This is a genomic window from Caballeronia sp. LjRoot34, from assembly GCF_964253815.1.
In the GTDB taxonomy this organism is placed as follows: Bacteria; Pseudomonadota; Gammaproteobacteria; order Burkholderiales; family Burkholderiaceae; genus Caballeronia.
Genome location: NZ_CAXUSB020000002.1, coordinates 2,371,477 through 2,397,998, shown reverse-complemented (window position 1 = coordinate 2,397,998; position 26,522 = coordinate 2,371,477). Strand labels below are relative to the sequence as shown.

The window sequence follows — 26,522 nt, the reverse complement described above, 5'->3', positions numbered from 1 at the left end:
ATGCCAGGTGAAATGGAAGCATTCGGGATTGAGCAAACCACGCTGCCTGCGGGACGGGCGGCGAGGGTGGGTATCGGCGGTCCGGTGGGCTCCGGCAAGACGCGCTTGCTCGAACAATTGATCCCGCGTTTCGCGGCGCGCGGTATCGACCTTGCCGTGATCACCAACGACCTCGTGACGCGCGAGGACGCCGAGCGCGTGCGTCGCAGCGGCCTGATCGATCCGGCGCGCGTGCTCGCGGTCGAGACCGGCGCGTGTCCGCATACCGCGATCCGTGAGGATCCGACGCTCAACCTGCAGGCCGCCGATGAACTCGACGCGCAGTTTGCCGGCCTGCAACTCGTGCTGATCGAATCGGGCGGCGACAACCTCGCGTCGTCGTTCTCGCTCGACCTGGTGGACTACTGGATCTTCGTCATCGATGTCGCCGCCGGCGACGATATCCCCCGCAAGCGCGGTCTCGGCGTCGTGTCGTGCGACCTGCTCGTGATCAACAAGTTCGACCTCGCGCCGTATGTGGGCGTCGACCTCGAGCGCATGGTGAAGGAGGCGCTCGAGGTGCGGGGCCAGCGCGCGGTATCGCTCACGAACTGCGCGACCGGCGTGGGCGTGGATGCGGTCGTCGATGCGATCGTGGCGAACGTGCTCTTCGATGCGACTTGAAGCGCCACCGGCCGCGCTCGGCCACGCTCGCCCGCAACTCGACCTGTGCTTTTCGCGGGCGCCGTCAGGGACGACGTATCTGTCGCGGCAACGCGCGGGGTACCCCTTTCACGTGGGACGGCTGCTTACGGACGAGGGCGGCGCGCGCGTGATCGTGCAGTCGTCCTCAGGCGGCCTGTTCGAGGACGACGACGTTCACCAGCATCTCGTGGCCGCCCCCGGTGCACATGCCCGGGTGGAAACGGCGGCGGCGACCATCGTTCATAGCATGACGCGGGGTCAGGCGATTTCGCGTGTCGGTATCGACGTGCACGACGGCGCGCGTCTCGACTGGTTGCCGCATCCGTCGATCCTCTTTCCGGGGGCGAGACTGGTCAGTCATATCGATGTGAACCTGCATCCGGGCGCGCGCATCCTGATAGCCGACTGCTACACGTCGCACGATCCGGGCGGGAGCGCGCGGGCGTTCGGTTCGCTCGATGCCGCAGTGTCCGTGCGCAACGGCGCGGGTCGCCTGCTGGCACGCGACCGTTTTTTTCTCGATGGCGCGTCCGACCGGCCCCTTGGCGGCGTGCGTCAGGTCTTTACCGCGCACGGTGGCCTGATGGTGCTGACCTTCGACAAAGCCGAGGCTGCCGCCGTTGCCGACGCGCTGGAACGCGCCACGCAAGATGCGTTCTACGCGGGCGCGGGCCTGCTGCCCAATCATTGCGGCGCGTTCGCGCGCATCCTCGCGACCGACAGCCAGTCGTTGCGCGCAACGCTGGCGCGCGCGATCGATGCGGCACGCCACGTGTTGCCGTCCTGACCGCATGTCCGCCCGCATTCAACTCAAGGAGCGTCCATGACCCGACCTCACCTGGCGTCCGCTACCGAACCGCTCGACGCATGGCGGCTTTCGCGGGAGCCGTGGTATTGCCCCGTGCATCGGGAAACCGAGTGGTTCACGGCGGCTTATCATGCCCGGCTGCCGATCATGCTGAAAGGGCCGACCGGCTGCGGCAAGACGCGGCTGGTGGAATACATGGCGTGGCAACTCGGGCGTCCGCTCGTCACGATCGCGTGCCACGAGGACATGACCGCGGGCGATCTGGTAGGACGCTATCTGCTCGACGGCAACGGGACTTACTGGCAGGACGGTCCGCTCACGCAAGCCGTGCGGCACGGTGCGATCTGTTATCTGGATGAAGTCGTCGAAGCGCGTACGGATACTACCGTGGTCATCCATCCGCTGACCGATTCGCGTCGCATCCTGCCCATCGATAAATGCGGCGAAGTGATCGCGGCGCATCCCGACTTTGCCCTCGTGATTTCGTTTAATCCGCACTACCAGCATGTATCGAAGGACCTGAAGCCCTCCACGCGGCAACGCTTTGTCGCTATCGACATGCACTGGCCGGAAGCGGACGTGGAGGTCGGGATCGTGGCGCACGAAACGGGCGTGAGCGTGGACGTCGCCCGGCAACTCGTGACGCTCGCCAGCCGCACGCGCGCGCTCGATGACGCTTCGCTGCCCGAAGGCGCCTCCACGCGCATGCTGATCTACGCCGCGACGCTGATCGCGGGCGGGATGGACGCGGCGTCGGCATGCCGTATCGGCGTGATCCAGCCGCTGACCGACGACCCGGACCTGAGCGCCGCGCTGATCGCGGTGGCCGCCGGCATAGTCGGCTAGGTGACGGCGATGGCACTCGCCGAACAAGGTTCCGTGGATGCCGCGACGCGCGTGCTGGGCTTCTACCTCAAGGCGGCCTGGAACGTCGCGGCGCAGGTTCAGCCATTGATGGCCGCGCGGGAAGATGGCGAGCTGCGCGCCGATCGCCCGGTGCTGACCGATGCGGTGCTGTTTCTGCCCGACGCCCATCTTGCGTGCGATGGCGGGGTCGACGAACGGCGCTTCTATCTTGCCAGTGCCGCCCACGCGGCCGCTCACCTGACGTGGTCCACCGTGCGTTACGAGCGCGGCAAGCTCCGGCCGCTCCAGGTGGCGCTGGTCGGTGCGATCGAGGACGCGCGGGTCGAGCGGCTGGCTATGCAGCGCTATCCCGGGCTGCGCAACTGGTGGCTGCCGTTTCACCAGACCGGCCCGGGCAGCGTGAAGACGGCGACGGCGCTCATGGCGCGTCTGTCGCGCGCCTTGCTCGATCCGCTCTATGCCGACGATGACGGCTGGGTGAACAAAGGCCGCATGTTGTTCGACGGCGCATTTCGCGACACGAATGGTTTGGACCCCTTGATATCGCGCGAACTCGGCAATCTGCTTGGCAACGATCTGGGCCAGATGCGCGTGCAGTTCAACGCGAAGACCTATGCGCAGGAAGCGCCGTATCGCGACGACAACAGCCTCGTCTGGCACGCGGAGCCGACGCCGATTGCGCCTGCCCCCGACGATGCACCGGCTGAGCGCAATGCGTCGATGCAGGCATCGCGGGACCTGCGCAACCTGCAGGCCGACGATGCCGCGCCGCCCCAAAAAGTCGCCGATAGCCCCGGTGAAGTTCACGCGTCGGGGCCGGATGGGCGCGACGACGAGACGCCGTTCACTGTCGTGTCGGTCGCGCGGTATCGCGAATGGGACTACGTGATCCGGCGCTATCGGGCGAACTGGTGCCGCGTCGAGATGCGGCGCACCGAGCCTCCCGATGCGACGATCGTAGCGCCACAGCCGGATGACGCCGCCGGGCGCCGCGTGCGCGCGATATTGCGGGCGGCACGGCATCGCGTGGTGGCGGGAAGGACGCGTGCGCACGAAGGAGACGTGCTCGATCTCGATGCCTGCATTGCAGGCCGCGTCGATGCGCGACGCGGCGCAGCCGACGACTTCAAGGCGTTTGTCACCCGGCGAATGCGCCCGGAGAGCGGGCCGCTGGCGGTGCTGCTCGACCTGTCGGCATCGTCGGGAACGGCGGGGTGCATGCAGGGCGCACTGGCATCGAGTTGCGTGCTCGGACGTGCGCTCGCCGCAAGCGAGCGCCGCTTCGCGCTGTACGGCTTCCATTCCGATGGCCGTGAGCGCGTGCTGGTTCATCTTTTCAAGGATTTCGACGATGCCTGGAATCCCTCCATCGAACAGCGATTGATGCGCGCGACACCCGGCCTCTCGACGCGTTTTGGCGCAGCGCTCCGGCATATGGGCGAGCAACTCCGGCCGCAGATGACGACAGGCTTACCGGCCTCGGTATGTGTGGTGTCGGATGGCGTGCCCTATGACATCGACAGCTTCGACCCCCGCTATCTGCGCGATGACATGCGCCGCGCGATCGGCGAACTGGCAGAGCAGGGGATTCGATGCGCGTGCCTGTCGCCCGATGTTGCCTCGCTCGATGTGGCGGCCGCCATGTTCGGCCGCAATCGCCTCGCGTTGCTGACCGAACCCGCCGGACTCGCAAACGCACTCAGACGCGTGACGTGATCACGCGTCGACCGTACGCTTCCTGTACATGAACACGAAGCGCGCGGGGGTATCGCCGATAGTCGTCCACGCGCGTTCCAGCCGGTACCGCGACGTCATGAATTCGATAACCGCGCGGGCCGCTGCCGGCGACAACGCCGGCTTCCACATCCAGATATCGTCAGTGCGATCGAGCGCGAGTTCCCCGAACAGCGCGCTGTCCGGATCGCTGGCCGCGCCGATCACCCAGTCTTCCATGCGGGCGCCGAATTCCTTGATATAGCTGAAGCACTCGAACTTGATCTGCTGCACGCTGTAGTTCATCGTCGTCTCCTGCGGCTAGCCTGGCACCGGCATCAGGCGTGCGGGCGACGCGCCGCTTGCCGTGCGCGAGCGCCATTGATCGAAAAGCGTGGCGCCCGCGCGCTTCTCCTCGACCGACATATCGGTCAGCACATTTTCAAGTGCATTGAGTGCGGTGCCGACACCGTGCTGCGCGGCAAGAGACAGCCACGCGAACGCCTGCACCCGGTCGCGTTCCACACCGCGTCCGGTCGCGTAACTGAAACCCAATCGCGCCTGCGAAGGGTAATGCCCTTGCTCCGCCGCCCGCCGGTACCAACTCGCCGCAGCGGCATCGTCCTGGGCCACGCCGCGCCCCTTTGTGTAGAGGCCCGCGAGATTCGCCTGCGCGAAGGGGTCACCGTTCTCGGCCGCAATCGTGATCCAGCGCACGCCCTCGACCTCGTTCTGCAGGGCCTCGTGTGCCGACAACATCATCGCGCCGAGATTGGTTTGCGCCTGCGTATGGCCCTGGATCGCGGCCCTTTTGTACCACTCGATTGCCCGCGGCAGGTCGGCCGGGACACCTTCGCCGTTCGCGTACAACGCGGCGAGCCACGCTTGCGCGTGTTGATCGCCGTCGTGAGCAAGGGCCTCGAATAACACGAAGGCTTCGTTGAAGCGGCCCTTCGTGTAGTGCGTCACGGCATCGGCCAGACTGGCTTCCTTGACAGGGTTCATACGTCGTCTCCATTAAAGGTAAGGTCCATGCGATGAGCGATGCGCGCGTCCAGCAGGGTCTCGAACCAGCGGCGCGAATCGGATTCATCGGCTTGGGAACAGGGCGGGATGCAAGCCTGCAGCAGCCGGTCACGCCACAGAGGCAGCGAATCGGCGCCATATACGCTGAGGCGGCACACCGTACGCTGCAACGCGATGGGTTGAAGCACGACAACACACGTACTCCCCGCATGTGTGAGGACGATCAGGTTCGGGAAGAACCACGATGCGTTGACCGTACCGTCGACGCGATGAAAGGACGCGCATCGATCCGTGTCGTCCGGCGCGATCTTTCCTGCTGCGATACGTTGGCCGACGTGCTTCCAGTTGCCCTCGATTTCCAGCCACGCGTGACCCTGCCGGGACGGCGCATGATGAGAAAAGGCCGGGACGGAGGTCGCCTGGAATGCGCTGCCGGCCGGGTCCAGATGAACGAACAGCAAGGCCCCCGCCACGGCGGTCCGTACCCCGAGGAGACGCTCGGGCCGCAGCCCGAGATACTGGTGCATCTGCGCACTGGGCTGGCTGGCGGCGTCCGCCAGCAAGGGCGGACGATCGCGACTGTGTCCGCATGATGTGAACGAACATGACGTCTTCGCGCCCTGCCTGCACTGCAAGGGTACGACGCGGCAGCCGCCGTGCTGCGCGAGATTAAAGCGTCCCGCGAGGCGGCCGCTGGCGAGGCGCTGAACATGCACGGCGTGATCGCCGGCGGTGAAGGGCAACAAGTCGCCCACGCCGGCAATATCCTCGTCGACACCGACGCAGAGCCATTCGCGGGTCCAGATCGTTTCATCCTCGATCCTGGCGAATGCCAGCGAATGGTCGGCATCGGCGTGCATTCGTGGGGCAACGATTGCACTCATGGCGGGTCTCCCGGAAGATCAGCTCGTTGTGACGACGGCCGGCGATTCATAATCCGCGCGTCCCCGATGCTTGATCGCGCTGTCCGGTGCGGCGGGCAGCGGACCATCGGCGCTGAAGCGGTCGAGTACGTTTTGGGTGAGCCGCGAAATGTTGTTGTCGCAGTTGTTCCAGGGCAGCGACCCGCAATACGCGATCGAGCTGAACGCAAAGCAGCCGCCGCCGTTCGGGGTCTCATGGAAGGTGATGTCGGCGCGCACACGCGGATGCACCGTGCCGTCGAGACCTTGCTGGTTGAAGCCGAAGTCTTCCATGACGAGCAGGTACGCTTCCGTGTGCCGTCCGGCCGAAGTCGCAACCGTCAGGATATGCGGCGGCGAGCCGAGCATGGTATCGACAATATCCAGTTCCAGTCCCGCCGCACCGCCGCCGACCAGACCGAAGTTGCCGAGCTTTTCGTCATACTCGATACCTTCGAACGCCCAGCCGACGCGATCGTCCAGACTCTCGGGCGTGCGCGAAAAATAGCTGGAGATATCGAACCCTTCCGATGACATGCCGGTGCCCGCGACCGAATGGAGATAGCGTCCCCGATAGCGCCACATCCCGCCGAGCTCGCCCGTGCCCTGATGGTAGTACTCGCCCGGATCCGCGCGCCATGTGCGGATGCCCGACTCGCAGCGGCGCATTTCCGTGACGACGCCACGACCGACGTCCTCGTAGGCGGGGTGATACGAATGGACCCAGTACCAGCCGTCCGCGCCCATGTACATGATCCGGCCGCCGCGCTGCGTGTAGTCGTGCAACGCGTCGAGTTGCGCGCCGGAATTGTGCTCGGGGTGGGAACCCGTGATGATGACGTTGTAGTCCTCGAGCCGCGCGAGTCCGTCGTAGGTCAGGTCTTCGTCGGTGAAGACGTCGTACTCGTAGCCGAGCGTCTCGAGCCAGTACACCAGATGCAGGTCGGCCGGATATTGCCAGGGCGCCTGGGCGAGGAAGTGGTCGTACTTGGGCCGGATGCTCAGGATCGGACGCAACCGCGTGGAGAGGCAGATGCCGCTGCCGTCGGTGTGGGTATCGTAGATCGATCCGCCATATTCGCGATGCTCGGACAGGAACATGTTCTGCTGCTGCATGATCGGCACGCGGTACACGAACAGTTCCGCCCCGCCCGCGTTGCAGGCCACGTGTTCATTCGCGTACGCCATGTAGCTGATGGTCGGCACCATCACCGCGATCTTCGACTTCTTCGCGCCGAGCTTCGGCACGATCCAGAAGGGGATGTAATCCTCGTCGCCTTCGGACGTGGTCAGTTTCGCCGCGTAGAAGCGGCTTTTGATGTCCTCCGGCACGGTCCATTCGAAGCTGACATCCCAGCGCGCGTTGTCGAGATCGTCGTCGTGAAAGTGGATCGCGCCATACTCCTTTTGCGCATGCTTCCAGTCGAAGTTGCGACCGGCCCAGTTGTAGCCGGTGAGCGCGCGGGTCGGACAATTCACGAGGGATGCATTGAACTTGTAGGGACCCTGATCGCGGCAAACGATTGTGTCGATGCCATCCGAGAAATCCCACGCAGCGACAATGCATTCCGAAAGCGGTCCGGTTGGACCGGAATTGCGGCGCTCCGTGAGACCCGGCTGAACGCCTGCCTTCATGGTCTCGATCTCGGCACGCGTGAGCGCGCGATTGCACAGGCGCGGGCTGTCGATCTTGCCGTTGTAATGGCCGCCGATCAATACGCCTTGCGGTAGCGACGAGCGGCCGATCGGGCCGCTTTCCAGGCCTTTGACATAGCCCGCAATGACGAGCGGGTAGTCGGCATGCGCAATGGCATCGGCGAATTGTGCTTCGACCGGCGCAATCACCGGATCAAGCGCATAGACGATCTGCGGTTCGTGATACAGCATGACCGCGCCGGTCTTTGCGTCGAATGTGGCGGCGAGGAAGTGCCAGGCGTGATCGCGCAGGCGCGCACCCGTCGTGAAGGTCCTGCCGTTGATGCGCAACTCCGCGCAGCCTTGCTCGTTGATGAACAGGCCGTAGCCCGCATCGTCGGACCATTTGGTGATGAGCCCCTGCGCGCCATGCTTCCAGTAGCGCGCGTCGGTGCAAGGTGTTGTCGGCCAGATCCAGCATTGCAGCGTAAAGCTCTCGACCCGCAGTTGCGGCGCGTCTTCCACATAGGCATAAGAGCCGCCGTAGACCGCTTGCGCACGGCCATCGTAGGTGGCTTCGCAGTCGGCCATGACGGCTTTTTCAACAAAGCCCGGGCCTCGCGGGTTGGTGTCGCCGTTGATCATTTGCACGATCGACGCGCGATACTGCGCCGGGCCGTCACAGTTGACATAGAACTTGATCGTGTCGCCCGGATGCACGCTGAATTTGTCCGCGTAGCCGGTGAGTCGCATCGCACACATGGTAATTGGCTCCTGCCTTCATGCCGCTCATCGAGCGGTGGTCGTAGGGATACAGCATTGAAAGGGACGTTGCTATGCGCGCGAATCAGGTCACCGGCCAGTTGTCGTCGCGGCGCTTGTAGCCCTGCGTATAGTGTTCCGGCATGCCGTCGGTCTCGGGCATCTCGTCCAGGCGCATCAGGAAGATCGCGTGCTGGATGTCCTGTTCGCTCGCGTATACATCCTCTGTGGCGAACACGGGCGGGACGCCGCGAATGCCTGACAGGCGGCCGATGCGCCATTCGGCATCGACCTTCGTGCAGATGATCACCAGTTTGTTTTTCGGCGATGCCCCGCGCATGCGCAGCAGCACGCGCCTGAGATCGGCGTGTTCGTGCGTGCCGCCGGTGACGACGGTGGTGTCGCCGGGCGTGCCGCACTTGAGGACCGAAAAGCCCGCCACGCCATGCATGGACTCGGTGCATTCCTTGTGAAGCGCGATCAGCCGATCGCGTTCCGGCGTTCCTTTCTTCGGAATCGGTATCATGGGTTCATCCTCTTCAAGAAATTTGGAAGGATTACGAATTATTGATGTCGGAGCGCCAATGCAAGCCGATCGGTCCGGCATCCGCTTTACCAGACCGAATCGACATGTGACACGCGTCAAAACGCAAAAAGCCCGATCGCCAGGAACACTGGCAAATCGGGCTTTTTGGCCGTTACCGTCCGAGACGTCTTTGTCTCGTTCGGTATCAAGAAGGTGTGCTTTGTTGCTTCCGTTCCGCTTCGATCAACAGAAACGAATACGTGGTGCGTCGATCTTAATGCAACAAGCATGCCCACATTTTCGGGTCATGGCAATTTCACTTCCGCGCTTGTGCTGACTGATGCTGCGTGTAGCGCGATCCCTTGTGCATCAAATTCGCGCCTGGATCATATGTGCAATCGAGGTGCGTCTTCGGATTGGTTTGGTGCGCATCGCACTGCATGCGTGAAGTCTTAAGTCCTGACAGCGGCCGCTCTCACGATTTCGTCGGCTACCGATTCTATGTGCAAGTGATTCACGCGCGCCTGCGTTTGAAGGAGAAGGTAAGCGTCTTTATCGGAGATCTGTTGGGTCTCCATGAGAATCGACTTCGCGAGTTCGATCGTCCGTTGCTTGGCGGATTTTTCTTCCACCCGCCTGATGGTTTTCTCAAGTGTTTTTTGCGTCTTGTGCTGCGCGAGCGTCACCGCAATCGCGGTCAGTATGCCAAACGAACGCACCGGCGACGGAATCACGCTGAACGCATTCAGTTGCATGACCGCCTGGATCACCACGGGGTTCTCATAGGTGACCACCGGAATGATGGGCGGCGCGCCTTCCTGGCCGAGCCACTCGAAATGGCATGCCGCAGTCTGTGGATTCACCGCCATGATCACCAGGTCGACATCGTGGAGCTCCGCGTCCAGGTTGGGCCAGCACACCTGGACCTTGCAGCCGATCCGCTTCAGGTGCCCGAGCAGTTCATCCCGGTCCTGGTCGGGCGGGTGCACGACCGCTATGCGCAGCGAACGTATGTCCTGCAAGGACTGTAGCGTGGGCTGGCTGCGCGTCATCAGCGGCTCCCGGCGACCGTGGGGGCGAGGCTTTCGAATTGACCGCCCTCAGCCGGCTTGTGCGCGATCACGAAGGGATCGGCGCGCACGCGAGCGGGCATCGCGGCGACGATGTCGAATTGCCCTGAAGCGTTGCATCGGCCAATACGCGTATGCAGATAGGCGTGGTGATTTTCCTCGTCCATGCGGATGCGTCCTTGCGGCGCATCGAATTCCATGCCCGGTAAGACGCGCAACAGGGACACCGGGTTGTCGCTGCCGGATGACCCCATGCTGCGCATGGCATTAGCGAGCACGTGCATCTGGAAGTAAGCCGCCTCCCAGCACATGTTGGTGACGGCGTCGCCGCCCATGAAGCGGCGGTAATTGTCAATGCAGGCGCGGTTGGTAGGGGTATCGACAGACTGGAAGTAGGAGGCCGAGGTGAAATGGCCTTCGCCGAGATGCGCGCCCATGGCGGCGATTTCCGCTTCCGATGTCGTCACGCTGGCAATGGGAATTGCGTTCGGGTCGAGGCCGCTTTTTGCGAAGCTGCGGTACAGGCGCTCGACGCCCACGCCGACCACCGTCGAGAAAACGAAGTCCGGCGAAAGTGCGGCAATGCGGTCGGTGATGGCCCGGTAACTGTCTTCGCTCGCGTCGAGCGGCACGTAGATTTCATCGACTGTTTCGCCGCCGCGCTCGAACACGAAGTCTTTCATGATGCGATTCGTCTCGTACGGGTAAATGTAATCCGAGCCGATCATGAACACGCGCGAACCGAAGTTCTCCAGCATGTAGTCCGCGAGCGGCACGCAGGTCTGGTTGGGCAGCGTGCCCGTGCAAAAGACATTGCGGCTGTATTCGAAGCCTTCGTAGAGCGTGGGGTAGAAGAGCAGCGCATTGTGCCGCTCGACCACTGGAATCACGGCCTTGCGGCCACTGGACATGTAGCAGCCCATGAAGAGCCGCACGCCGTCCTCCACGATCAGTTGTTCCAGCATGGAAGCATAGTTCGCGGCAATGGAGCCCGGATCGCGCAGATATAGCTGGATCTGCCGCCCGTTGATACCGCCGGCCCGGTTGATCTCGTCGGCCGCGAAGAGGGTGGCGCTCTGCTGCGTGGATTCGATAAGACCGGTTACCCCCGTGGTCGAATACACCACACCGATTTTCACGGGTTCATACATGGGCGAAGACATAGTGAGCTTCCTGTTGCGCCGACGCGCCTTTTCGTTATTGCCTCGATTCGCCCAAACTTGTGCGCAGGGACCGTGATGCGCACAGTTGAAGTGCGCGTCTGCCACAAATTGGCGTGCCGCATGCCGGCACGGCCAGACGAAAATGGAGACTTCATGAGCTTGCCGCGTCGTCGTTCATTCAATGTATAAGGCGGTGCCAAGCGGCTGGCCGGATCGAATCCGGATGCGGCCATTTTGGCACGAACCTTGCTGACTAACGTTCGTGATCTGGAGCAGCACGCCAGTCCTGCAGTCCGATCATAGTGAATTCCGCCGCATGTGACAAAGGTGTCATTTGCGGCAATGGCCAAAAAGCCCGACAACTAAGTCATCCTTAGTTGCGGGCTTTTTTTCGTTTACCTTTTCTCGATGAAGGCACCATGAAGAATTCTCGCCGCGACTTTTTGAAGACCGCCGCCGCCGCGACTGCCGCCAGTGCGATCCCGGGAGCGCTCATGCTGGGCGCACGCGCGGCAAATGCCGCGGACCCGATCAAGGTGGGCATCCTGCATTCGCTGACCGGCACGATCGCGATCGCTGAAGCCCATGTGGTGGATGCAGAAAAACTCGCTATCGACGAGATCAACGCCGCCGGCGGTGTCATGGGCCGGCCGATTTCGGCGATTGTCGAAGACGGCGCCAGCGACTGGCCGACCTTCGCGGAAAAGGCGCAGAAGCTCGTGGAGAGCGACAAGGTGGCGGCCGTGTTCGGCTGCTATACCTCGGCCTCGCGCAAGGCGGTGCTGCCGGTGTTCGAGCGCTATAACGGCCTGCTCTATTACCCGACGTATTACGAAGGGCTGGAGATGTCGAAGAACATCATGTACACCGGGCAGGAAGCCACGCAGCAAACCATTCCCGCGGTCAACTGGCTGGCGAAGAACAAGGGCAAGAAGTTTTACCTGATCGGCTCGGACTACATCTGGCCGCGTACGACCAACCGCATTGCCAAGTCGGCAATTGCCAAGGCCGGCGGCACGGTGGTCGGAGAAGACTATTTCCCGCTGGGCGCAACCGAGTTCTCGTCGGTCATCAGCAAGATCAAGGCGGCCAAGCCGGACGTGATTCTCTCGACGATTGTCGGTGGTTCGAACGTTGCTTTCTACAAGCAGCTCAACTCGGTAGGCATCACGGGCAAGAACCAGGCAATCATGGCGCTCGCCGTGACCGAGGAAGAGGCGATCGGTATCGGCACGGACAATCTGGTGGGAGTCTATTCGTGCATGGGCTATTTCCAGAGCGAGAAGAACCCCCAGAACGAAAAATTCGTGAAGGCCTTCAAGGCGAAATATGGACAGGACCGGGTGCTGGGCGACACGCTGGAAGCGGCCTATACGGCGGTCTATTTGTGGAAGCTGGGCGTTGAGAAAGCGCAGAGCACCGACGTCGCCAAGGTGGTGGCCGCGTCATCCGGACTGGGCTGGAGCGCGCCCGAAGGGGACGTGCATTTCCATGTCAGCAACCATCACTTGTGGAAGCATTCCCTCATCGGGATGTTCAAACCCGATGGCCAGGTCGACATCATTTACGAATCGCCGCTGATCGAACCGAACCCTTTCCCGAAGCTCGGTTAAGTCGCTTGATGAAGAACATCGGGAGCCTTGTTTCCTTGTGCTCCCGATGTTCGCTTACAGGGTCGCCCCATGTCTCTTGACACCTTTCTCGTCCAGGTATTTAACGGCTTGTCGCTATTCACGGTCCTTGCGTTGATGGCGGTCGGCCTTGCCATCGTCTTCGGATTGATGGGCGTGATCAACATGGCGCACGGCGAACTCATGGCGCTGGGCGCGTATATGACCTATCTGACCGCGGTGATATTCGAGCGCTGGCTTCCCTCGCTGATGGGCGCCTATTTCCTGGTGGGGATCGTGATTGCCTTCACCGTGACCGCGGCCGTGGGTTTCGTGCTCGAACGGGTCATGATCCGCCGTCTCTATCATCGTCCCCTCGACACCATGCTGGCAACCTGGGGGCTCTCGCTGGTGCTCCAGCAGGTGTATCGCCAGATATTCGGGCCGATCGATGTCAGCGTCCCGACGGTGAGCTGGCTGCAGGGCGCCTGGAACGTGACGCCCAACATTGCGCTGCCGCTCAGCCGCATCTTCATTTTGTTCCTGACGTTCGCGGTGGCGCTCGTGGTTTACCTCTTCCTTTTCCGTAGCCGATGGGGGCTGCGGATTCGCTCGGTGATGCAAAATCGCGCGATGGCGGGCGCGGCCGGCATCGATACCGAACGGGTCGACGCCGTGACGTTCGCCGTGGGCTGCGGGCTCGCCGGGATCGCGGGCAGTGCGCTGACCATGCTGGCGTCGACGGGTCCCGCAACAGGGCAGCAGTACATCGTGGACACGTTCATCGTGGTCGTGTTCGGCGGGATCGAAAGCTTGCTGGGAACCTTCCTTTCAGCATTCGCGATCGGCCAGCTTCAGTCGATGTTCGAACTCCTCCTGAGCGGTTCGATGGCCAAGGCGAGCATCCTGCTCCTCGTGATTGTCGCGCTGTATTTCAGGCCGCAAGGGCTGTTCGCGCTGAAGTTGCGGCGATGACGGAGCCACCTCGATTGCCTTCGAGATTTATCTTCGAGGTAAACAACGCAACGCGCTTCGCGTGAAGCGCTCAAGCGTCAAGGTGCTGCCGCGAGCACCTTTTATTTTGCCTGATCATGCCCGATTTGCCCGATGTGTTGGTTATTTTGATAAATATCTTGCTTATTTTTGGTTGCCTACACTGGAACCGGGCAAATCAAACACAATCGCATGCGGAGCAAATCGATGACTATGGAATCCGGATCTCGTCGTAAAGCGTTGAAGTTTGGAGCGGCGGCCGCAGCGGGCGTCTTGGTGGGACCGTACGTTACGCGCAACGCATCGGCGGCGGAGCCGATCAAGCTGGGCAGCCTGCTCGACGGAACCGGAGCGCTTGGCCTCGAAGGCCGGCGCATGATCCAGGCAACCGAATTCGCGGTCGGCCAGATCAACGATAAAGGCGGCCTGCTCGGACGGCCGGTCAAGCTGATTGCGTACGACACGCAAAGCAGCATCCAGCTCTACACGCAATACGCGCAGCAACTGGTGCTGCAGGATAAGGTCGATGTGATCCAGGGCGGCATCACGTCGGCGTCGCGTGAAGCCATCCGGCCGATCTTCGACCGCAGCAAGACGCTCTATTTCTACAATACGCAATACGAAGGCGGCGTCTGCGACCGCAACGTGTTCTGCACCGGCACGACGCCCGCGCAGACGGTGGATCACATTGTCGAATATGCGATGAAGAACTGGGGCAAGAAGGTGTACATCGTCGCGGCCGACTACAACTATGGTCACATCACCGCGAGCTGGATGACCAAGTTCGTGAAGGCTGCGGGCGGCACGGTGGTGAATACCGATTTCTTCCCGCTGGACGTCACCAACTTTTCGTCCACCATCAGCCGCATCCAGGAAGCGAAGCCCGACATGGTGCTCTCGGCGCTGGTCGGTGCAAACCACGTGGGGTTTTACCGGCAATGGGCGGCCGCGGGAATGAAGTCGAAGATCCCGGTGGGCGCGACCGTGTTTGGTCTCGGCGATGAACTCACGACCATGGACGCCGCGACCACCGACGGCATCATCACCTGCTTCGGCTTCTACAACAACCTCAACACGCCCAACGCGAATGCGTTCATCAAGGGCATGCAGGCAAAGTACGGACCGAGCCTCACGGACCTCGGCGAACTCGACACCGCTACCTACGAAGGCATCATGCTATGGGCGGAGGCGGTGAAGAAGGCGGGTTCCGTTGAACAGGCGAAGGTGGTGACGGCGCTTGAGACCGGCATCACGATTGAAGGGCCGTCGGGCACCGTCAAGATGGACCCGGCGACGCATCACACCATTCGCAACGCCTATCTTGCGCGTCCGAAGGACAAGGCATGGGAGATCCTGCAGACCTTCCCGAACCAGTTTCCCTCCGACACGGGCGGCGCATGCGATCTCATCAAGTCACCGCGCACGAACAAGCAGTTCACGCCGGCCTGAGGAGGCGCGACTCATGGATATGACCGGGCTACTCGCCTTCAATGTGCTGACCGGCGTGGCCACGCTTGTGCTGATCACGATCGGCCTCGGCGTCATCTACGGCATGATGCGCATCATCAATCTCGCGCACGGCGAGTTCATGATGCTCGGCGCTTACACGGCCGTGACCGCCAGCACGGCGGGCATCAACATCTGGGTGTCGATGCTGATCCTGCCGCCCATTGTTGTCGGCCTCGTCGGTCTGGTCCTGGAACGGACCATCATCCGTTTCCTCTACGGCCGCATGATGGACACGATGCTCGCCACCTGGGGCATCAGTCTCGGTCTCATCGGCCTCATCACGTCGATCTTCGGCAACGTGGTGAAGTCGGTGCAGATGCCCGTGGGTAGTTTTTCGATCGGGCAGTACCACGTGAGCGCGTATAGCCTGGTTATCATCGGCGTTGGCGTGGTCGTGCTGGTGGCGCTGCTGGTGCTGCTGCGCCGCACGCGCTTCGGCCTGATCCTGCGCGCGACGATGCAGAATCCGGCCATGTCGGCGTCGCTCGGCGTGCGGCCGTCGGCGGTCTACATGGCCACGTTCTCACTTGGCGCGGCGCTTGCCGGTCTTGCGGGCGGCGTGCTGTCGCCCATCTCGGGCGTGTCGCCGGGCATGGGCGGCGCGTACATTGCGAAGGCGTTCATTACCGTGCTGGGCGGCGGCCCTGCGATCATCGCGGGGACGGGTCTCGCGGCCGGGCTGTTCGGCGCCATCAATGAAATCGTCTCGTTCCTGTCTACGCCGGTCATCGGCGATATCGCCCTGCTGGCTTCAGCGGTCTTGCTGATCCGCATCTTGCCGCAGGGCATTACGGGACGTTTCCTCAGGCGCAGTTCATGAAATCGCTTCGTTCAAGGACCTTTTCAGGCGGCACGCTGGTGGTCGTCGTTTGCCTCGTGGTCATGTTCGCGCTGCCCCGCACAATCAGCGCGTTCGGCGTGATGCAGGCGACGCTGTTCGCGGGCATGGCAATCTATGGCCTGAGCCAGGGTTTCGTGTGGGGTTACGCGGGCATCCTGTCGTTCGGGCAGGCCGCGTTTCTCGGCATTGGCGCCTACACGTACGCCATCGCGGCGATCAATCTCGGCGACACCACGCTGGCCGCCGCGTTGTCGATCATCGCGCCCATGTTGTTCGCGGCGTTGCTTGGCTACTTCATGTTCTACGGCCGTATCTCCGATGCCTACATTGGTGTGATCACGCTGACTGTGTCGGTGATCCTGTTCGAGTTGATGAACTCGACCTCGGGCAGCCAGTATCACATCGGTGATGCGGTGCTGGGCGGCTTCAACGGCATCCCCGCCATTCCGGTGTTCGCGCCGCCCGGCAAACCGGACGAGCCGCTGGACCAGATCGGCGTCTGGTATATCGCAATGGGCGCGCTGATCGTGGTGTACGCGCTGCTGAAATGGATCCTTGCGTCACGCTTCGGACGCGTTGTGGTGGCTATCCGCGAGAACGAAACGCGTGCGATGCTGATCGGCTATGACCCGCGCATGTACAAGCTGCTGTCGTTCGTCGTTGGCGCAGGCATTGCCGGAGCGGCGGGCTGCATCTTCGCGAACTGGGGCGGCTTCATCAGCCCGACCGTGTTCGCGCTCACCATGTCGGCGCAGGTGATCATCTCGGTGCTGATCGGCGGACTGGGGACACTGATCGGGCCTATTCTCGGCGCGGTCGCGATCCAGTATCTGATCAACATTGCGGGCACGCAGCATGTCATCGATCCAAGCCTGGGCCTGGGCATCGTGCTGGTGGCGTTCGTGCTGCTCGTGCCGCAAGGCGTCGTGCCGGTCGCACGCGCGTTGTTGTTGCGCGTGGCTTCGCCGTCGAGGGGAAACACCGCCTCGTCGTCTACCTCATCGTCCGCCGCCAAACCGGAGTCACGCTGATGAATGCGCTTCCTCCGCTTCTCCAGGCACAAGGCGTCACCATGCGCTTTGGCGGTGTGACCGCCGTTCGTGCTGTCGATTTCACCTTGCGGGAAGTCGAACTGCGCTGCCTTATTGGCCCGAATGGCGCGGGCAAAAGTACCTTCTTCAAGATGCTGACCGGGCAGTTGAAGCCGACCGAGGGCAGCATCCATTTTCGCAGCCACGATATCACCGGCAGCAACCCGCATCAGATCGCTCGCCTGGGCGTGGGCATCAAGACGCAGGTGCCTAATGTATTCAACGGACTCAGCGTGCGCGAGAACGTGTTCATTGGTGCGGGCCGGCGCAAGTCGCTGGCTCACGCCCGGCGTATCGTCGATGAAACCCTGACGCGGCTCAAGCTGGACGGCATCGCCGAGCGGATCGTCGGCCAACTCGCGCACGGGCAACGCCAGTGGGTGGAGATTGCAACGGTGCTTGCTCAGGAACCCGAACTGATTTTGCTCGACGAGCCCGCCGCCGGAATGAACCACGAAGAGGTGCATCGCACGGCGGAACTGATCCAGGAAATCAACAAGACGCAGGCGCTGGTGGTCGTAGAGCATGACATGCAGTTCATCCGCATGATCGCGCGTACCGTTACCGTATTCTCGCAGGGCGCGGTGCTGGTGGAAGGGTCGGTGGATACCGTGTTGTCGGACCAGCGCGTGAAAGATGTATATCTCGGGAGGCGTGCGGCATGAACGGTGAAAACGCAGGCGCAGTGCTGTTCGAGGCGACCGGGTTGTGTTCCGGTTATGGGCGCATCCCGATTCTCAACGAGGTTAATTTTTCAGTGAAGCAGGGCGAGCGCGTGGGCATTCTCGGCCATAACGGCATGGGCAAGACCACGCTGCTGCGCACGTTGACCGGGCACCTGCCGACCACGTCCGGGCAGGTGCGTTTCAACGGCGTTGACATCACGCATGACAGCGCAACGGCGCGCGCCAAAGCGGGAATTGGCTACGTGCCGCAGGGGCGTGAGATCTTCCCGACCCTGAGCGTGATGGAAAACCTGCGCGTAGGCTGCCTGCTGTCAAAGCGCGGCGAGAGCGAGACCATCGCGGAAATCCTTGAGCTGTTTCCACGGCTGAAGGCGTATCTCGACCGGGCGGGCGGTGCGCTCTCGGGCGGCGAGCAGCAATTGCTGGCGCTCGCGCGATGCCTGTGCGGCGGCCCGCGCATCGTGTTGCTCGATGAACCGACAGAAGGGATTCAACCTTCGATCATCGATGAAATCATCGACACGCTGAAGAGCGTCGCGGAGCAGCGCAGCCTGACCATCTTGCTGGTCGAGCAGAACCTCAACTTCATTGCGTCGCTGTCGCAGCGCATCCTGATTCTGCAGAAGGGCACGGTCACGCGCGAGATTCCGCCCGAGATCGTCACCGACCCGGCCATGCTCGACGAGTTTGCCGGCATTGCCTGATCCATTTCACTCATTCATCGCTCGTTTGAAACCGGAACTTTTCCATGACCCACACGACCCCCGATGTCATCGAACTCACCGTCGCGCAAATCCAGTCCGGCTTTGCGAGCGGCGCACTGACCTCCGAGTCGCTGACCGCGGCGTTCCTCGAACGCATTGCGCAAATCAATCCGCGCTATAACGCGATCATCTTCCTGAATCCCCAGGCACTTGACGACGCACGCGCCATCGACGCACGCCGCGCAGCCGGCGAAGCGCTCGGCCCGCTCGCGGGCGTGCCGGTCGTGGTGAAGGACACCATGGACATGGCCGGTTTCCCCACGACCGGCGGCTGGACGCTTCTTTACAGCCCGACGGGCGGCGTCGACCTGATGCCGGCCACGGACTCGCCGGTCGTGGCTCGCATGCGCGCGGCCGGCTGCGTGATTCTCGGCAAGACGAACGTGCCGGTACTGAGCGCCACGGGTTCGCACGCGAACGATAGCTGGGCCGGCCCGACGCTCAACTCGGTGGACACATCGTTCATGCCGGGCGGCAGCAGCGCGGGCACGGCGACGGCGGTCGGCACGAGCATGGCCGTTCTTGGCCTCGCCGAAGAAACCGGGGGATCGATCCAGAATCCTGCATCGGCGCAGGCGCTGGTCGGCATCAAGCCAACCTTCGCGCTCGTGCCTAATGCGGGTGTGATGCCGCTTGCCGGCAGCACGCGCGACGTAGTGGGTCCTATCGCGCGTTGCGTGCGGGACGCGGCGCTCACACTCGACGCGCTCGCGGGTTTCTGCGAGGAAGACCTGAAGACCGTGGCAGGCGTGGGAATGAAGCCGCGTGGCGGTTACGCGGCGGACTTGCGCGACGACGCGCTCAAGGGCAAGCGGCTCGGGCTTTACGGACCGGGATGGCGCGCGCGGGCGTTATCGGAGGAAACCATCGCGCTGTATGAGCGCGCGCAGAAAGAGCTCGAAGCACGCGGCGCGATTCTCGTCGATGACCCGTTTGCCGGCAGCGGTTTCGCGGCGCTCGGCAAGCCGGCGCCGGGCTCCGATCACTTCGATGCACGCGGCATGGAAAGCCTCCCATACGACATGCAGAAGTACCTTGAACGCCTCGGCCCGGGTAACACGATCAGGACGTGGACGGATTTCGTCAATGCCACCCGCGCCGAAGATCCGTTCGGTCCGTCGGGCGTGCTGACCTACATGTCGACGCTGCCCGACATGGAAGCGAACTTGCGCAATGCCGCGGCGCCGCCGGTGATCAATGCGTTCTATGCACTGCGCGAAACCTATCTTTCGATCTTCGAAGACGTCATGACGAAGCACGCGCTCGACGGCCTCGTGTTCCCGCAACTGCGCGATGCATTGCCGCCACGCGAAGGCACGGAAACGCTGCACGAAACGACCGTGTGCGAGATCAATATTGCCGGGCTGCCGGGGGTGACGCTGCCGGCCGGATACTACGAATCGGGCTCGCCGTTCAACCTGATCTTCGTCGGCCGCCGATGGAGCGAGCCGGCGCTGCTCGCGATGGCTTACGATTACGAAACCGCCGGGGCGCACCGGCGAACGCCCGTCCTGCAGCCGTGAGGACGGCCGCTATCGTGTCATGGTGCAATCGCGTCATGGTGCAATCGTGAACACGCAGGAACAGAACAAGTTATGTCCGAGCATCGATATCAGGAGATCCTGACCCGGCTTCGGGACAACGGGCGCGTCTCGGTGACGCCGCTTGCGAAGCTGCTGAGCGTGTCGGAGGAGACCATCCGCCGCGACCTGAAGGAACTGGAGCAAAGCGGCATGCTGCGGCGCATCTATGGCGGCGCCGTGCCGCCACGGCTTGACGTGGAACGCCCCGTGACCGAGCGCGGCAAGGTCAATGTGCGCGGCAAGGCGCGCGTCGCGGAACTGGCGCAGGCGCTGGTCGAGGACGGCATGTCGGTGTTCATCGATTCGGGCACGACCACCATTGCGTTCGCGCGCCGGCTGATCGGGCGCAACGTGACGGTGACGACCAATTCCATCGACATTGCGCTGCTGCTCGGCACCAGCGTGAGCCGCGTGAACCTGACGCCGGGCATGTTGCGCGGCAAGGACAACGCGCTTGTGGGTTACGAGACGCTCTCGTACGCGCGGCGCTTTTTCTACGATGCCGCGTTCATGGGGATCGCCGCATGCGACCTGAAGCACGGCTGGATGGACTACGAAGAACACGAATCGAACCTGCGCGGCGTGCTGAAGTCACAAGCACGCTTGTCGGTGATCCTCGCCGATATCGACAAGTTCGGGCGCGAGGCTTACCTGAATACGTTTCCCATTACCGAAAAGGTGACGGTGGTCTGTGACCGCGCGCCATCTGCGCCATTCAAGGAAATTTTTGCAGAGCATGACATCGAACTCATCCATTCCTGAGACATCTGAAACGGGCAAGCTCACCAGCCTGCTTGCCCATTTCGCCCAGTTTGGCGGTTTAACCACGGGCGGCGTGACCCGCCTGTGTGCAAGCGCGGCGGACGGAGAAGCGCGCGATGCGTTCGCGACGCTGCTGCGTGACGCAGGCGCCGAGGTTCTCACCGACGGCGTTGGCAATCAGTTTGGCATCTTCAGGCTGGCGCATCGCACCGGCGCGCCGCTCGTGATGATGGGCTCGCATCTCGACAGCCAGCCCCGCGGCGGCCGCTTCGACGGCGTGCTCGGCGTGCTGGCGGCATTCGAGGCGGGACGCCGCCTGATGCTTGCGAAGCACGCCGGCGCATCGTTCGACTGCGATTTTTGCGCGGTCAACTGGACCAACGAGGAAGGCGCGCGCTTCCGCCCGAGCTTGCTCGGCAGCGGGACGTTCGTCGGCAAGATAACCATGGCCGATGCACTCGCGAGCCGCGACGATGACGGCGTGACGCTCGCCGACGCTCTCGCTGCGATAGGCTACCGTGGCAAGGATGCGCCGCCTCCCGCGCCTTCCTGCTACGTGGAGCTGCATGTGGAGCAGGGCGCGCTGCTGGAAGCGGACAACGTTCCTATCGGAATCGTCACGCGCAACTGGGGCGCGGCGAAGATGGATGTGTCGTTCAAGGGCGAGCAGGCGCATACGGGTCCTGCAAAAATGGGCGCGCGCCGCGATGCGCTGTTTGCAGCGGCGCAGGTGATCTGCGACGTGCGCGCGATCGCCCACAAGTGGCATGACCGCATTCATACCTCGGTGGGAAGGCTTGTTGTGCAGCCCAACTCTCCCAACGTGGTGCCCTCGCAAACGGAACTGTCCATAGAAATGCGCGCTATCGAGGATAGTATTCTCCAGGAAGCTGAAACCATCGCGATCCAGGCAATCGAGCGGGCAGCGCGGCTCGCTAACGTCACGTTCGAGATCGTCAATCGCACGAGCCGGCCGATTCGCGTGTTGCCTTCGGCGGTGGGCGAACTCGTGAAGGTTTGCGCGCGGGCAGCGGGCGTGCGCTGCCGGGAGATCGATACCGTGTCCGGTCACGACGCACTTAGCCTGCTCGACACATGTCCCACCGGACTCGTATTCGTGCCGAGCATCGGCGGCATTGCGCACAACGAAAACGAGGACACGCACACGGACGATCTCGATACAGGCATGACGGTGCTCATGGACGTGGCCACCCGTCTCTGCCAGTCGGGCGGCGACCCCGTGATCGCAGCGGCGAGAGGCTGATTCCATGTCCATATCGCCAAGCGTGGACGTCGCGCTCCATTCAATCGATGCCTGGGCGAACCGCCGGATCAGCTATGAACACGCGCTTTCGCCGGTCATGTCGCCGATGCATCGCGGCGTGTCGAGCGAGTGCTTGCGCGTGGGTGTCGACGACGCGCCGGCGGTATTCTTCGTCAAGATAGCGCACCCCGATCTGGCTGAAACGGTGGACACGGGGGCATCGTTTCGCGCCGCTGCCGCCGTGGCTGCAATCGGTCTCACGCCAGGCCCGCGTCATTCAAACGAAGCGTTCGGTATAACCGTGTTCGATCTGCTCGACGAAACCTGGCAGACCGCCCATCTCGACGACCTCGCCGTGCCGGCCACGTTTGAAAAACTGCTCGCGGCGAAGCGCGCGATCCATGCGCTCCCGCAATTCGAACGCGATTCGAACGTCTTCGATCGCATCGTCCGTCTCGCCGCTTCCATGACGTTGACGGCAGACCTTGCAGCATTGACAGCGACCGCGTCGCGCATGAGCGCCGCCATGGCCGCTTCTGGCATCGACACGTGTCCCTGTCACGCGGATGGCGTGACATCCAACGTGATGCTGCGTGAGGACGGCGCGTTGCAACTCGTCGATTTCGACGAAGCCGCCAACACCGATCCCGCATTCGATCTTGCCGTGACGTTAAACGAAATCCTGCCGGCGCTTTCTGCGTGGCCGGCAGCGCTGGAAATGGCGAACGGCCACGTCACGGACGCGGAGCTCGCGCGCAGCCGTTGCTACGCATTCGCCGACGACCTGCGCTGGGGACTGTGGGGATTGAAGATGAACGCAACGTCGCCACGGCGCCATATAGAGTTCCTGAAGTATGCGCAATGGCGTCTGCTGCGTTGCTCGATGGCGTCGTCGCGTATCGATGCCGACGGCTTGCTCAAGCTGATCTGAAAGGGCGATGACGATGCAGACAAAAATGCTGGGCACTGGCTCAAGCGACGCCGAACGGGAAATTGAAGCCGTGTTGCGCGGCGTCCAACCCTGGAGCGGCCGCACGTTGCGATATGCGCCCGTAGCGGGCGGTATCAGCAATAGCAACTGGCGTGTCTGGCTGGACGGCGAAGTGTCCAGTTATTTCGTCAAGGTGCCGGGGCGCGGAACAGAGCAGTTCATCGACCGGAAGGCGGCGTTCGCGGCGAGCAAGCAGGCTGAAAGCATTGGCATCGGGCCGCGCTTATATGATTATGCGGCGGAACTAGGCGTGGAGATCAACGACTTCGTGGAGGGGCGCACCACGTGCTCGAACCGCGATTTTCTCGATGCGCCGGTTCGCGCTTCGGTCATGAACGCATACCGCGCGCTGCATGCCTCGCCATTGTTGCCGTTGACCAAGACCATTTTCGATCTGATCGATGAACATGTTGAGCAGGTGCGCCAGGCGGGTGGCAAGCTGCCCGCCGATTTCCCGCGGCTCTATAGGGAATACACCCGCGCACGTGCCGCGCTGGAAGCATCGGGACTGGATATTGTCCCGTGTTTCAACGATCCCATGCCAGGCAATTTTCTCCGCGATGAAGCCGGGACAATCCTTCTGATCGACTACGAATACGCATCGAATAACGACCGATGCTACGACTTGGGCGCGTTGAGCGGCGAGATGTTTTTTACGCGTGAGGTCGAAGAAGAAATGGTCGAGTCCTACTTCGGCAGCGTGAGCCCGGCGAACCTGGCGCGTGTCACCGTGCACAAGGCGCTTGCGGATCTGAAATGGGCAACCTGGTCGATGCTTCAGAACGAAATATCGACGCTCGACTTCGACTACTTCAAATACGGCGCGTGGAAATTCATGCGTGCGCGCTCCGTGATCGATGAACCTGCGTGGAACGAGCTCTTGCGCAGTTGTTGAGTGAGCATGATGTAATCAGGATACCTTTCTTTTTTCATAAGTTCGCCCTGAGCCCCTGTTCAACCGGCTCATGACGTTCTGCGCAATGAACATGTGTTCCGAGGAACTCGAATGAGTCTTCGCGCAATGTCAGCCAGTCAGCCAGTCGGTCAGACGCTTTTCGCCCCGCACGAGGCAATGTCCGCTCAAGGGCGATGCGTCTGATGCGTCAGATGCATCACGAGGACGGACCCGTATCCGCGGCCCAGCCGCCGTGGAAACCGAATGGCACGCGGACCGGTAGGCGGATAGTCGCGATTGGGTCGCCTGCGAAGTCCTGCGCGTCGAGAATGACCACGTCACTGAGGTTGCGGTTGCCATCGTAGACGTAGGACATGATCCAGCCGTCGTCCTCCTGCACGGCGCCGGGGCGTCGCACGAACACCGGCTCAAGCGTCATTCGGCCAGTGCCGTAGTCATGCACTTCAGATGTGCCGCGCAGCATGTCGTGCTTCCTGGCCGGACCAAACGAAACTTGATCGCCCCAGTGCGCCGTATAGGCATACCGATAGGCCTGTCCTTCAAAGCGACCATTGATGCGCGGAAATTCATTGCCGCGATCGTCAAGTACGGTTTCGCTCAACCGTCCGCTGTTGCGCTCGAGCGTCCAGCGGACGAGAACCGGCACGCCCTCGTTGGGACCGTGATGATCGCGCTCGAACATGCGCGGATGGCGGATGAGGTCGATGATCGTGCGATCGCCCTCGTCATAAGCATTGACGAAGTGGAAGACGAAGCAGCGAGGAGCCGAAAACCATTGAAGACGCGACACGTCGCCGTCCCGTGGCAGCAGACCGATTCTGGAATCGCGACTTTCATCCCATATCCACGGGAAAGCCGTTCGCGCGGTCTGCGGCTGGAAGGTCACGGGCAGGTCAGGCACAACGATAAATGATGCAGTGAACGCAACGTCGTGAATGAGCGGGATGTGGGGTAAGTCGATACGTGCCTTGGTGGTGGCGCGGCCGTTTCGGTCGACTGAAACGTACCGGATCGGCTGTTCGGGTTCGTACGTCAAAGCGTGTTGTTCGCCGGTGATGGGGTCGAACTTGGGGTGCCCTGTGAAGCCGGTCTCCAGCGTCCCGTCGAAGTCAGAGCGCGCGACGCTCTCCAGTTCGTAATCGAGCTCGACCGGTAAGTTGCCAGCTTCGACGACCGCATACACCTTGTCCCCGACTCGCGTGAAATTTGTATTTACCGGCCCGTCACGGTGCTGCGGCGCGGGGCCTGGTATTGGCTCACGGCCCAAGGCCGCAGACGCATCTGCGTCCTTGACGAAGCGGCTCCGGAACCATTCAGCCTTGCCGTCGCGAAGCCGCAAGCCATGCACCATGCCCGATGTAGCAAACCAGTGATAGCGAGCCACATCTGGCACCGTCACCGGATTGGGGCCGATTCGCAGGAAGCGGCCGTTAAGTTCCTCGGGGATGCTCCCCGTTACCTTCAAATTGAAAGCGGTCGTTTCGACCTCGACTGGCGCGAAATTGCCAGACAGATAGGTTTCTCCCGATGAGATGGGGTGGACGGGTTCGTGGGTCATTGGTGTCATTTGGGTCGCTACTCGTAATGTGATGAGGTATCATTTTGATGCCCTTCCCAGTCGGGAGTCAAGAAAAAGTTATGACCTATCACATCGACCTCAAAACATGGTTATGAGCAAAGACACGACGACAAAGACGCCCGAGAAACGATCCCGGGACCGCAAGACCTATCACCATGGCGATCTGCGACGGGCATTGCTCGACGCCGCGCGCGAAGAGATCACGGCGAACGGCGCCCAGAGTCTGACCCTCGCTTCACTTGCACGGCGTGCCGGCGTCGCTCAGTCGGCACCCTACCGTCACTTTGTGGACCGGGATGACCTGCTGTTTGCGGTGGCGGTGGAAGGATTCCAGGAGTTTTCAGCGGCACTGCGCCATGCGGCGGAATCTGGAGGAGACGATGGTTACGTCAGGCCTATGGCTGCGGCGTACCTGCGGTTCGGCGAGCAAAATGTGGAACTTTATCGATTGATGTTCGCCTCGCGCCTGGTTCCCGATGCCGCGCCGGATAGCCCGCTGAGCCAGGCGGCAGAGGAAAGCTACCAATTGCTGCTCGCGGGCGTCTCGGTCCGTGGCCGTAGCGGGCCATTGAGATCGGCCACGGCGGTGTGGGCCCAGTTGCATGGACTGGTAATGCTGAAGGCGGACGGCTTCGTGCCGCAAGCACTTGAAACTTTGCTGGCGGAGCTTGCTCTTTAAGCTTTCCAGGGAGATTCCACAGTTCGTTTTCGAGCGGCCATTCAAGTCGCGCGGACGTGAACGGCTGAGAAGGGGCGGGCGACTTGAAATCGATCCCG

The 26,522-nt window shown here is 62.3% G+C and carries 25 protein-coding genes; 17 read left to right on the top strand and 8 right to left on the bottom strand.

What is annotated here, in order from left to right; translation table 11 throughout:
• The 4 genes from ureG to ACSQ36_RS30235 are packed head-to-tail and all read left to right on the top strand — an operon-like array spanning position 1 to position 4,075.
• Positions 1-663: an urease accessory protein UreG gene (gene ureG / locus ACSQ36_RS30250; RefSeq protein ID WP_436184795.1), complete on the top strand. Its 663-nt coding sequence runs from the start codon at positions 1-3 to the stop codon at positions 661-663.
• Positions 653-1,471 (top strand): urease accessory protein UreD, encoded by an 819-nt coding sequence (locus tag ACSQ36_RS30245; protein WP_436184794.1) that lies wholly within the window; start codon positions 653-655, stop codon positions 1,469-1,471. The genes ureG and ACSQ36_RS30245 overlap by 11 nt, the downstream gene beginning before the upstream one ends.
• 36 nt (positions 1,472-1,507) lie before the next feature.
• Positions 1,508-2,338, top strand: a complete 831-nt coding sequence (locus ACSQ36_RS30240; RefSeq protein WP_436184793.1) for a CbbQ/NirQ/NorQ/GpvN family protein — start codon at positions 1,508-1,510, stop codon at positions 2,336-2,338.
• A gap of 9 nt (positions 2,339-2,347) precedes the next feature.
• On the top strand, positions 2,348-4,075 hold the full coding sequence (locus ACSQ36_RS30235; protein ID WP_436184792.1) for a nitric oxide reductase activation protein NorD: 1,728 nt from the start codon (positions 2,348-2,350) through the stop codon (positions 4,073-4,075).
• Here the strand turns inward: ACSQ36_RS30235 and ACSQ36_RS30230 are convergent, their stop codons facing one another.
• From ACSQ36_RS30230 to ACSQ36_RS30200, 7 genes are all read right to left on the bottom strand, one after another.
• Positions 4,076-4,378 (bottom strand): hypothetical protein, encoded by a 303-nt coding sequence (locus ACSQ36_RS30230; RefSeq protein ID WP_436184791.1) that lies wholly within the window; start codon positions 4,376-4,378, stop codon positions 4,076-4,078.
• A gap of 15 nt (positions 4,379-4,393) precedes the next feature.
• A complete protein-coding gene (locus tag ACSQ36_RS30225; RefSeq protein WP_436184790.1) occupies positions 4,394-5,077 on the bottom strand; it encodes a tetratricopeptide repeat protein in 684 nt (227 codons plus the stop codon).
• Positions 5,074-5,982 (bottom strand): hypothetical protein, encoded by a 909-nt coding sequence (locus ACSQ36_RS30220; RefSeq protein ID WP_436184789.1) that lies wholly within the window; start codon positions 5,980-5,982, stop codon positions 5,074-5,076. Before ACSQ36_RS30220 ends, ACSQ36_RS30225 begins: the two co-directional genes overlap by 4 nt.
• A gap of 18 nt (positions 5,983-6,000) precedes the next feature.
• A complete protein-coding gene (locus ACSQ36_RS30215; protein ID WP_436184788.1) occupies positions 6,001-8,397 on the bottom strand; it encodes a N,N-dimethylformamidase beta subunit family domain-containing protein in 2,397 nt (798 codons plus the stop codon).
• 85 nt (positions 8,398-8,482) lie between these two features.
• Positions 8,483-8,923: a hypothetical protein gene (locus ACSQ36_RS30210; protein WP_436184787.1), complete on the bottom strand. Its 441-nt coding sequence runs from the start codon at positions 8,921-8,923 to the stop codon at positions 8,483-8,485.
• 452 nt (positions 8,924-9,375) lie between these two features.
• Positions 9,376-9,975: an ANTAR domain-containing response regulator gene (locus ACSQ36_RS30205; RefSeq protein ID WP_213764183.1), complete on the bottom strand. Its 600-nt coding sequence runs from the start codon at positions 9,973-9,975 to the stop codon at positions 9,376-9,378.
• Positions 9,975-11,156 (bottom strand): transporter substrate-binding domain-containing protein, encoded by a 1,182-nt coding sequence (locus tag ACSQ36_RS30200; RefSeq protein ID WP_436184786.1) that lies wholly within the window; start codon positions 11,154-11,156, stop codon positions 9,975-9,977. Before ACSQ36_RS30200 ends, ACSQ36_RS30205 begins: the two co-directional genes overlap by 1 nt.
• Before the next feature lie 419 nt (positions 11,157-11,575).
• On the opposite strand from ACSQ36_RS30200, the gene urtA reads away from it, so the two are divergent.
• The 12 genes from urtA to ACSQ36_RS30140 all read left to right on the top strand — a co-directional run bounded on the left by urtA (position 11,576) and on the right by ACSQ36_RS30140 (position 24,145).
• Positions 11,576-12,769 (top strand): urea ABC transporter substrate-binding protein, encoded by a 1,194-nt coding sequence (gene urtA, locus ACSQ36_RS30195; RefSeq protein ID WP_213764182.1) that lies wholly within the window; start codon positions 11,576-11,578, stop codon positions 12,767-12,769.
• Between the two features lie 69 nt (positions 12,770-12,838).
• A complete protein-coding gene (gene urtB / locus ACSQ36_RS30190; RefSeq protein ID WP_213764181.1) occupies positions 12,839-13,741 on the top strand; it encodes an urea ABC transporter permease subunit UrtB in 903 nt (300 codons plus the stop codon).
• Between the two features lie 225 nt (positions 13,742-13,966).
• The gene (locus ACSQ36_RS30185; protein ID WP_255631331.1) at positions 13,967-15,208 is read left to right on the top strand and encodes an urea ABC transporter substrate-binding protein; all 1,242 of its coding nucleotides are present in this window, start codon (positions 13,967-13,969) and stop codon (positions 15,206-15,208) included.
• 13 nt (positions 15,209-15,221) lie between these two features.
• Entirely contained in the window at positions 15,222-16,088 is an 867-nt protein-coding gene (locus ACSQ36_RS30180; RefSeq protein ID WP_213764180.1) for a branched-chain amino acid ABC transporter permease, read from the top strand.
• Complete coding sequence (locus ACSQ36_RS30175; RefSeq protein ID WP_436184785.1) at positions 16,085-17,140, top strand: branched-chain amino acid ABC transporter permease; 1,056 nt, start codon at positions 16,085-16,087, stop codon at positions 17,138-17,140. The genes ACSQ36_RS30180 and ACSQ36_RS30175 overlap by 4 nt, the downstream gene beginning before the upstream one ends.
• The gene (locus ACSQ36_RS30170; RefSeq protein WP_213764178.1) at positions 17,140-17,865 is read left to right on the top strand and encodes an ATP-binding cassette domain-containing protein; all 726 of its coding nucleotides are present in this window, start codon (positions 17,140-17,142) and stop codon (positions 17,863-17,865) included. Before ACSQ36_RS30175 ends, ACSQ36_RS30170 begins: the two co-directional genes overlap by 1 nt.
• A complete protein-coding gene (locus tag ACSQ36_RS30165) occupies positions 17,862-18,590 on the top strand; it encodes an ABC transporter ATP-binding protein (RefSeq protein ID WP_436184784.1) in 729 nt (242 codons plus the stop codon). Before ACSQ36_RS30170 ends, ACSQ36_RS30165 begins: the two co-directional genes overlap by 4 nt.
• A 44-nt stretch (positions 18,591-18,634) precedes the next feature.
• The gene (locus ACSQ36_RS30160) at positions 18,635-20,173 is read left to right on the top strand and encodes an amidase (RefSeq protein ID WP_436184783.1); all 1,539 of its coding nucleotides are present in this window, start codon (positions 18,635-18,637) and stop codon (positions 20,171-20,173) included.
• A gap of 72 nt (positions 20,174-20,245) precedes the next feature.
• Entirely contained in the window at positions 20,246-20,995 is a 750-nt protein-coding gene (locus ACSQ36_RS30155) for a DeoR/GlpR family DNA-binding transcription regulator (RefSeq protein WP_436184782.1), read from the top strand.
• On the top strand, positions 20,970-22,259 hold the full coding sequence (locus ACSQ36_RS30150) for a Zn-dependent hydrolase (protein ID WP_436184781.1): 1,290 nt from the start codon (positions 20,970-20,972) through the stop codon (positions 22,257-22,259). The genes ACSQ36_RS30155 and ACSQ36_RS30150 overlap by 26 nt, the downstream gene beginning before the upstream one ends.
• A gap of 4 nt (positions 22,260-22,263) precedes the next feature.
• Positions 22,264-23,190, top strand: coding sequence for a phosphotransferase (locus ACSQ36_RS30145; RefSeq protein WP_436184780.1), 927 nt, complete (start codon positions 22,264-22,266; stop codon positions 23,188-23,190).
• Between the two features lie 13 nt (positions 23,191-23,203).
• The gene (locus ACSQ36_RS30140; RefSeq protein ID WP_436184779.1) at positions 23,204-24,145 is read left to right on the top strand and encodes a phosphotransferase; all 942 of its coding nucleotides are present in this window, start codon (positions 23,204-23,206) and stop codon (positions 24,143-24,145) included.
• Between the two features lie 217 nt (positions 24,146-24,362).
• Here ACSQ36_RS30140 and ACSQ36_RS30135 read toward each other — a convergent pair whose 3' ends face one another.
• Positions 24,363-25,733 carry a carotenoid oxygenase family protein gene (locus ACSQ36_RS30135; RefSeq protein ID WP_436184778.1) on the bottom strand — a complete coding sequence of 457 codons (1,371 nt, stop codon included), beginning with the start codon at positions 25,731-25,733 and terminating at the stop codon, positions 24,363-24,365.
• Positions 25,734-25,836: 103 nt separating this feature from the next.
• On the opposite strand from ACSQ36_RS30135, the gene ACSQ36_RS30130 reads away from it, so the two are divergent.
• Positions 25,837-26,424, top strand: a complete 588-nt coding sequence (locus ACSQ36_RS30130) for a TetR/AcrR family transcriptional regulator (RefSeq protein ID WP_436184777.1) — start codon at positions 25,837-25,839, stop codon at positions 26,422-26,424.
• Positions 26,425-26,522: the final 98 nt, after the last annotated feature.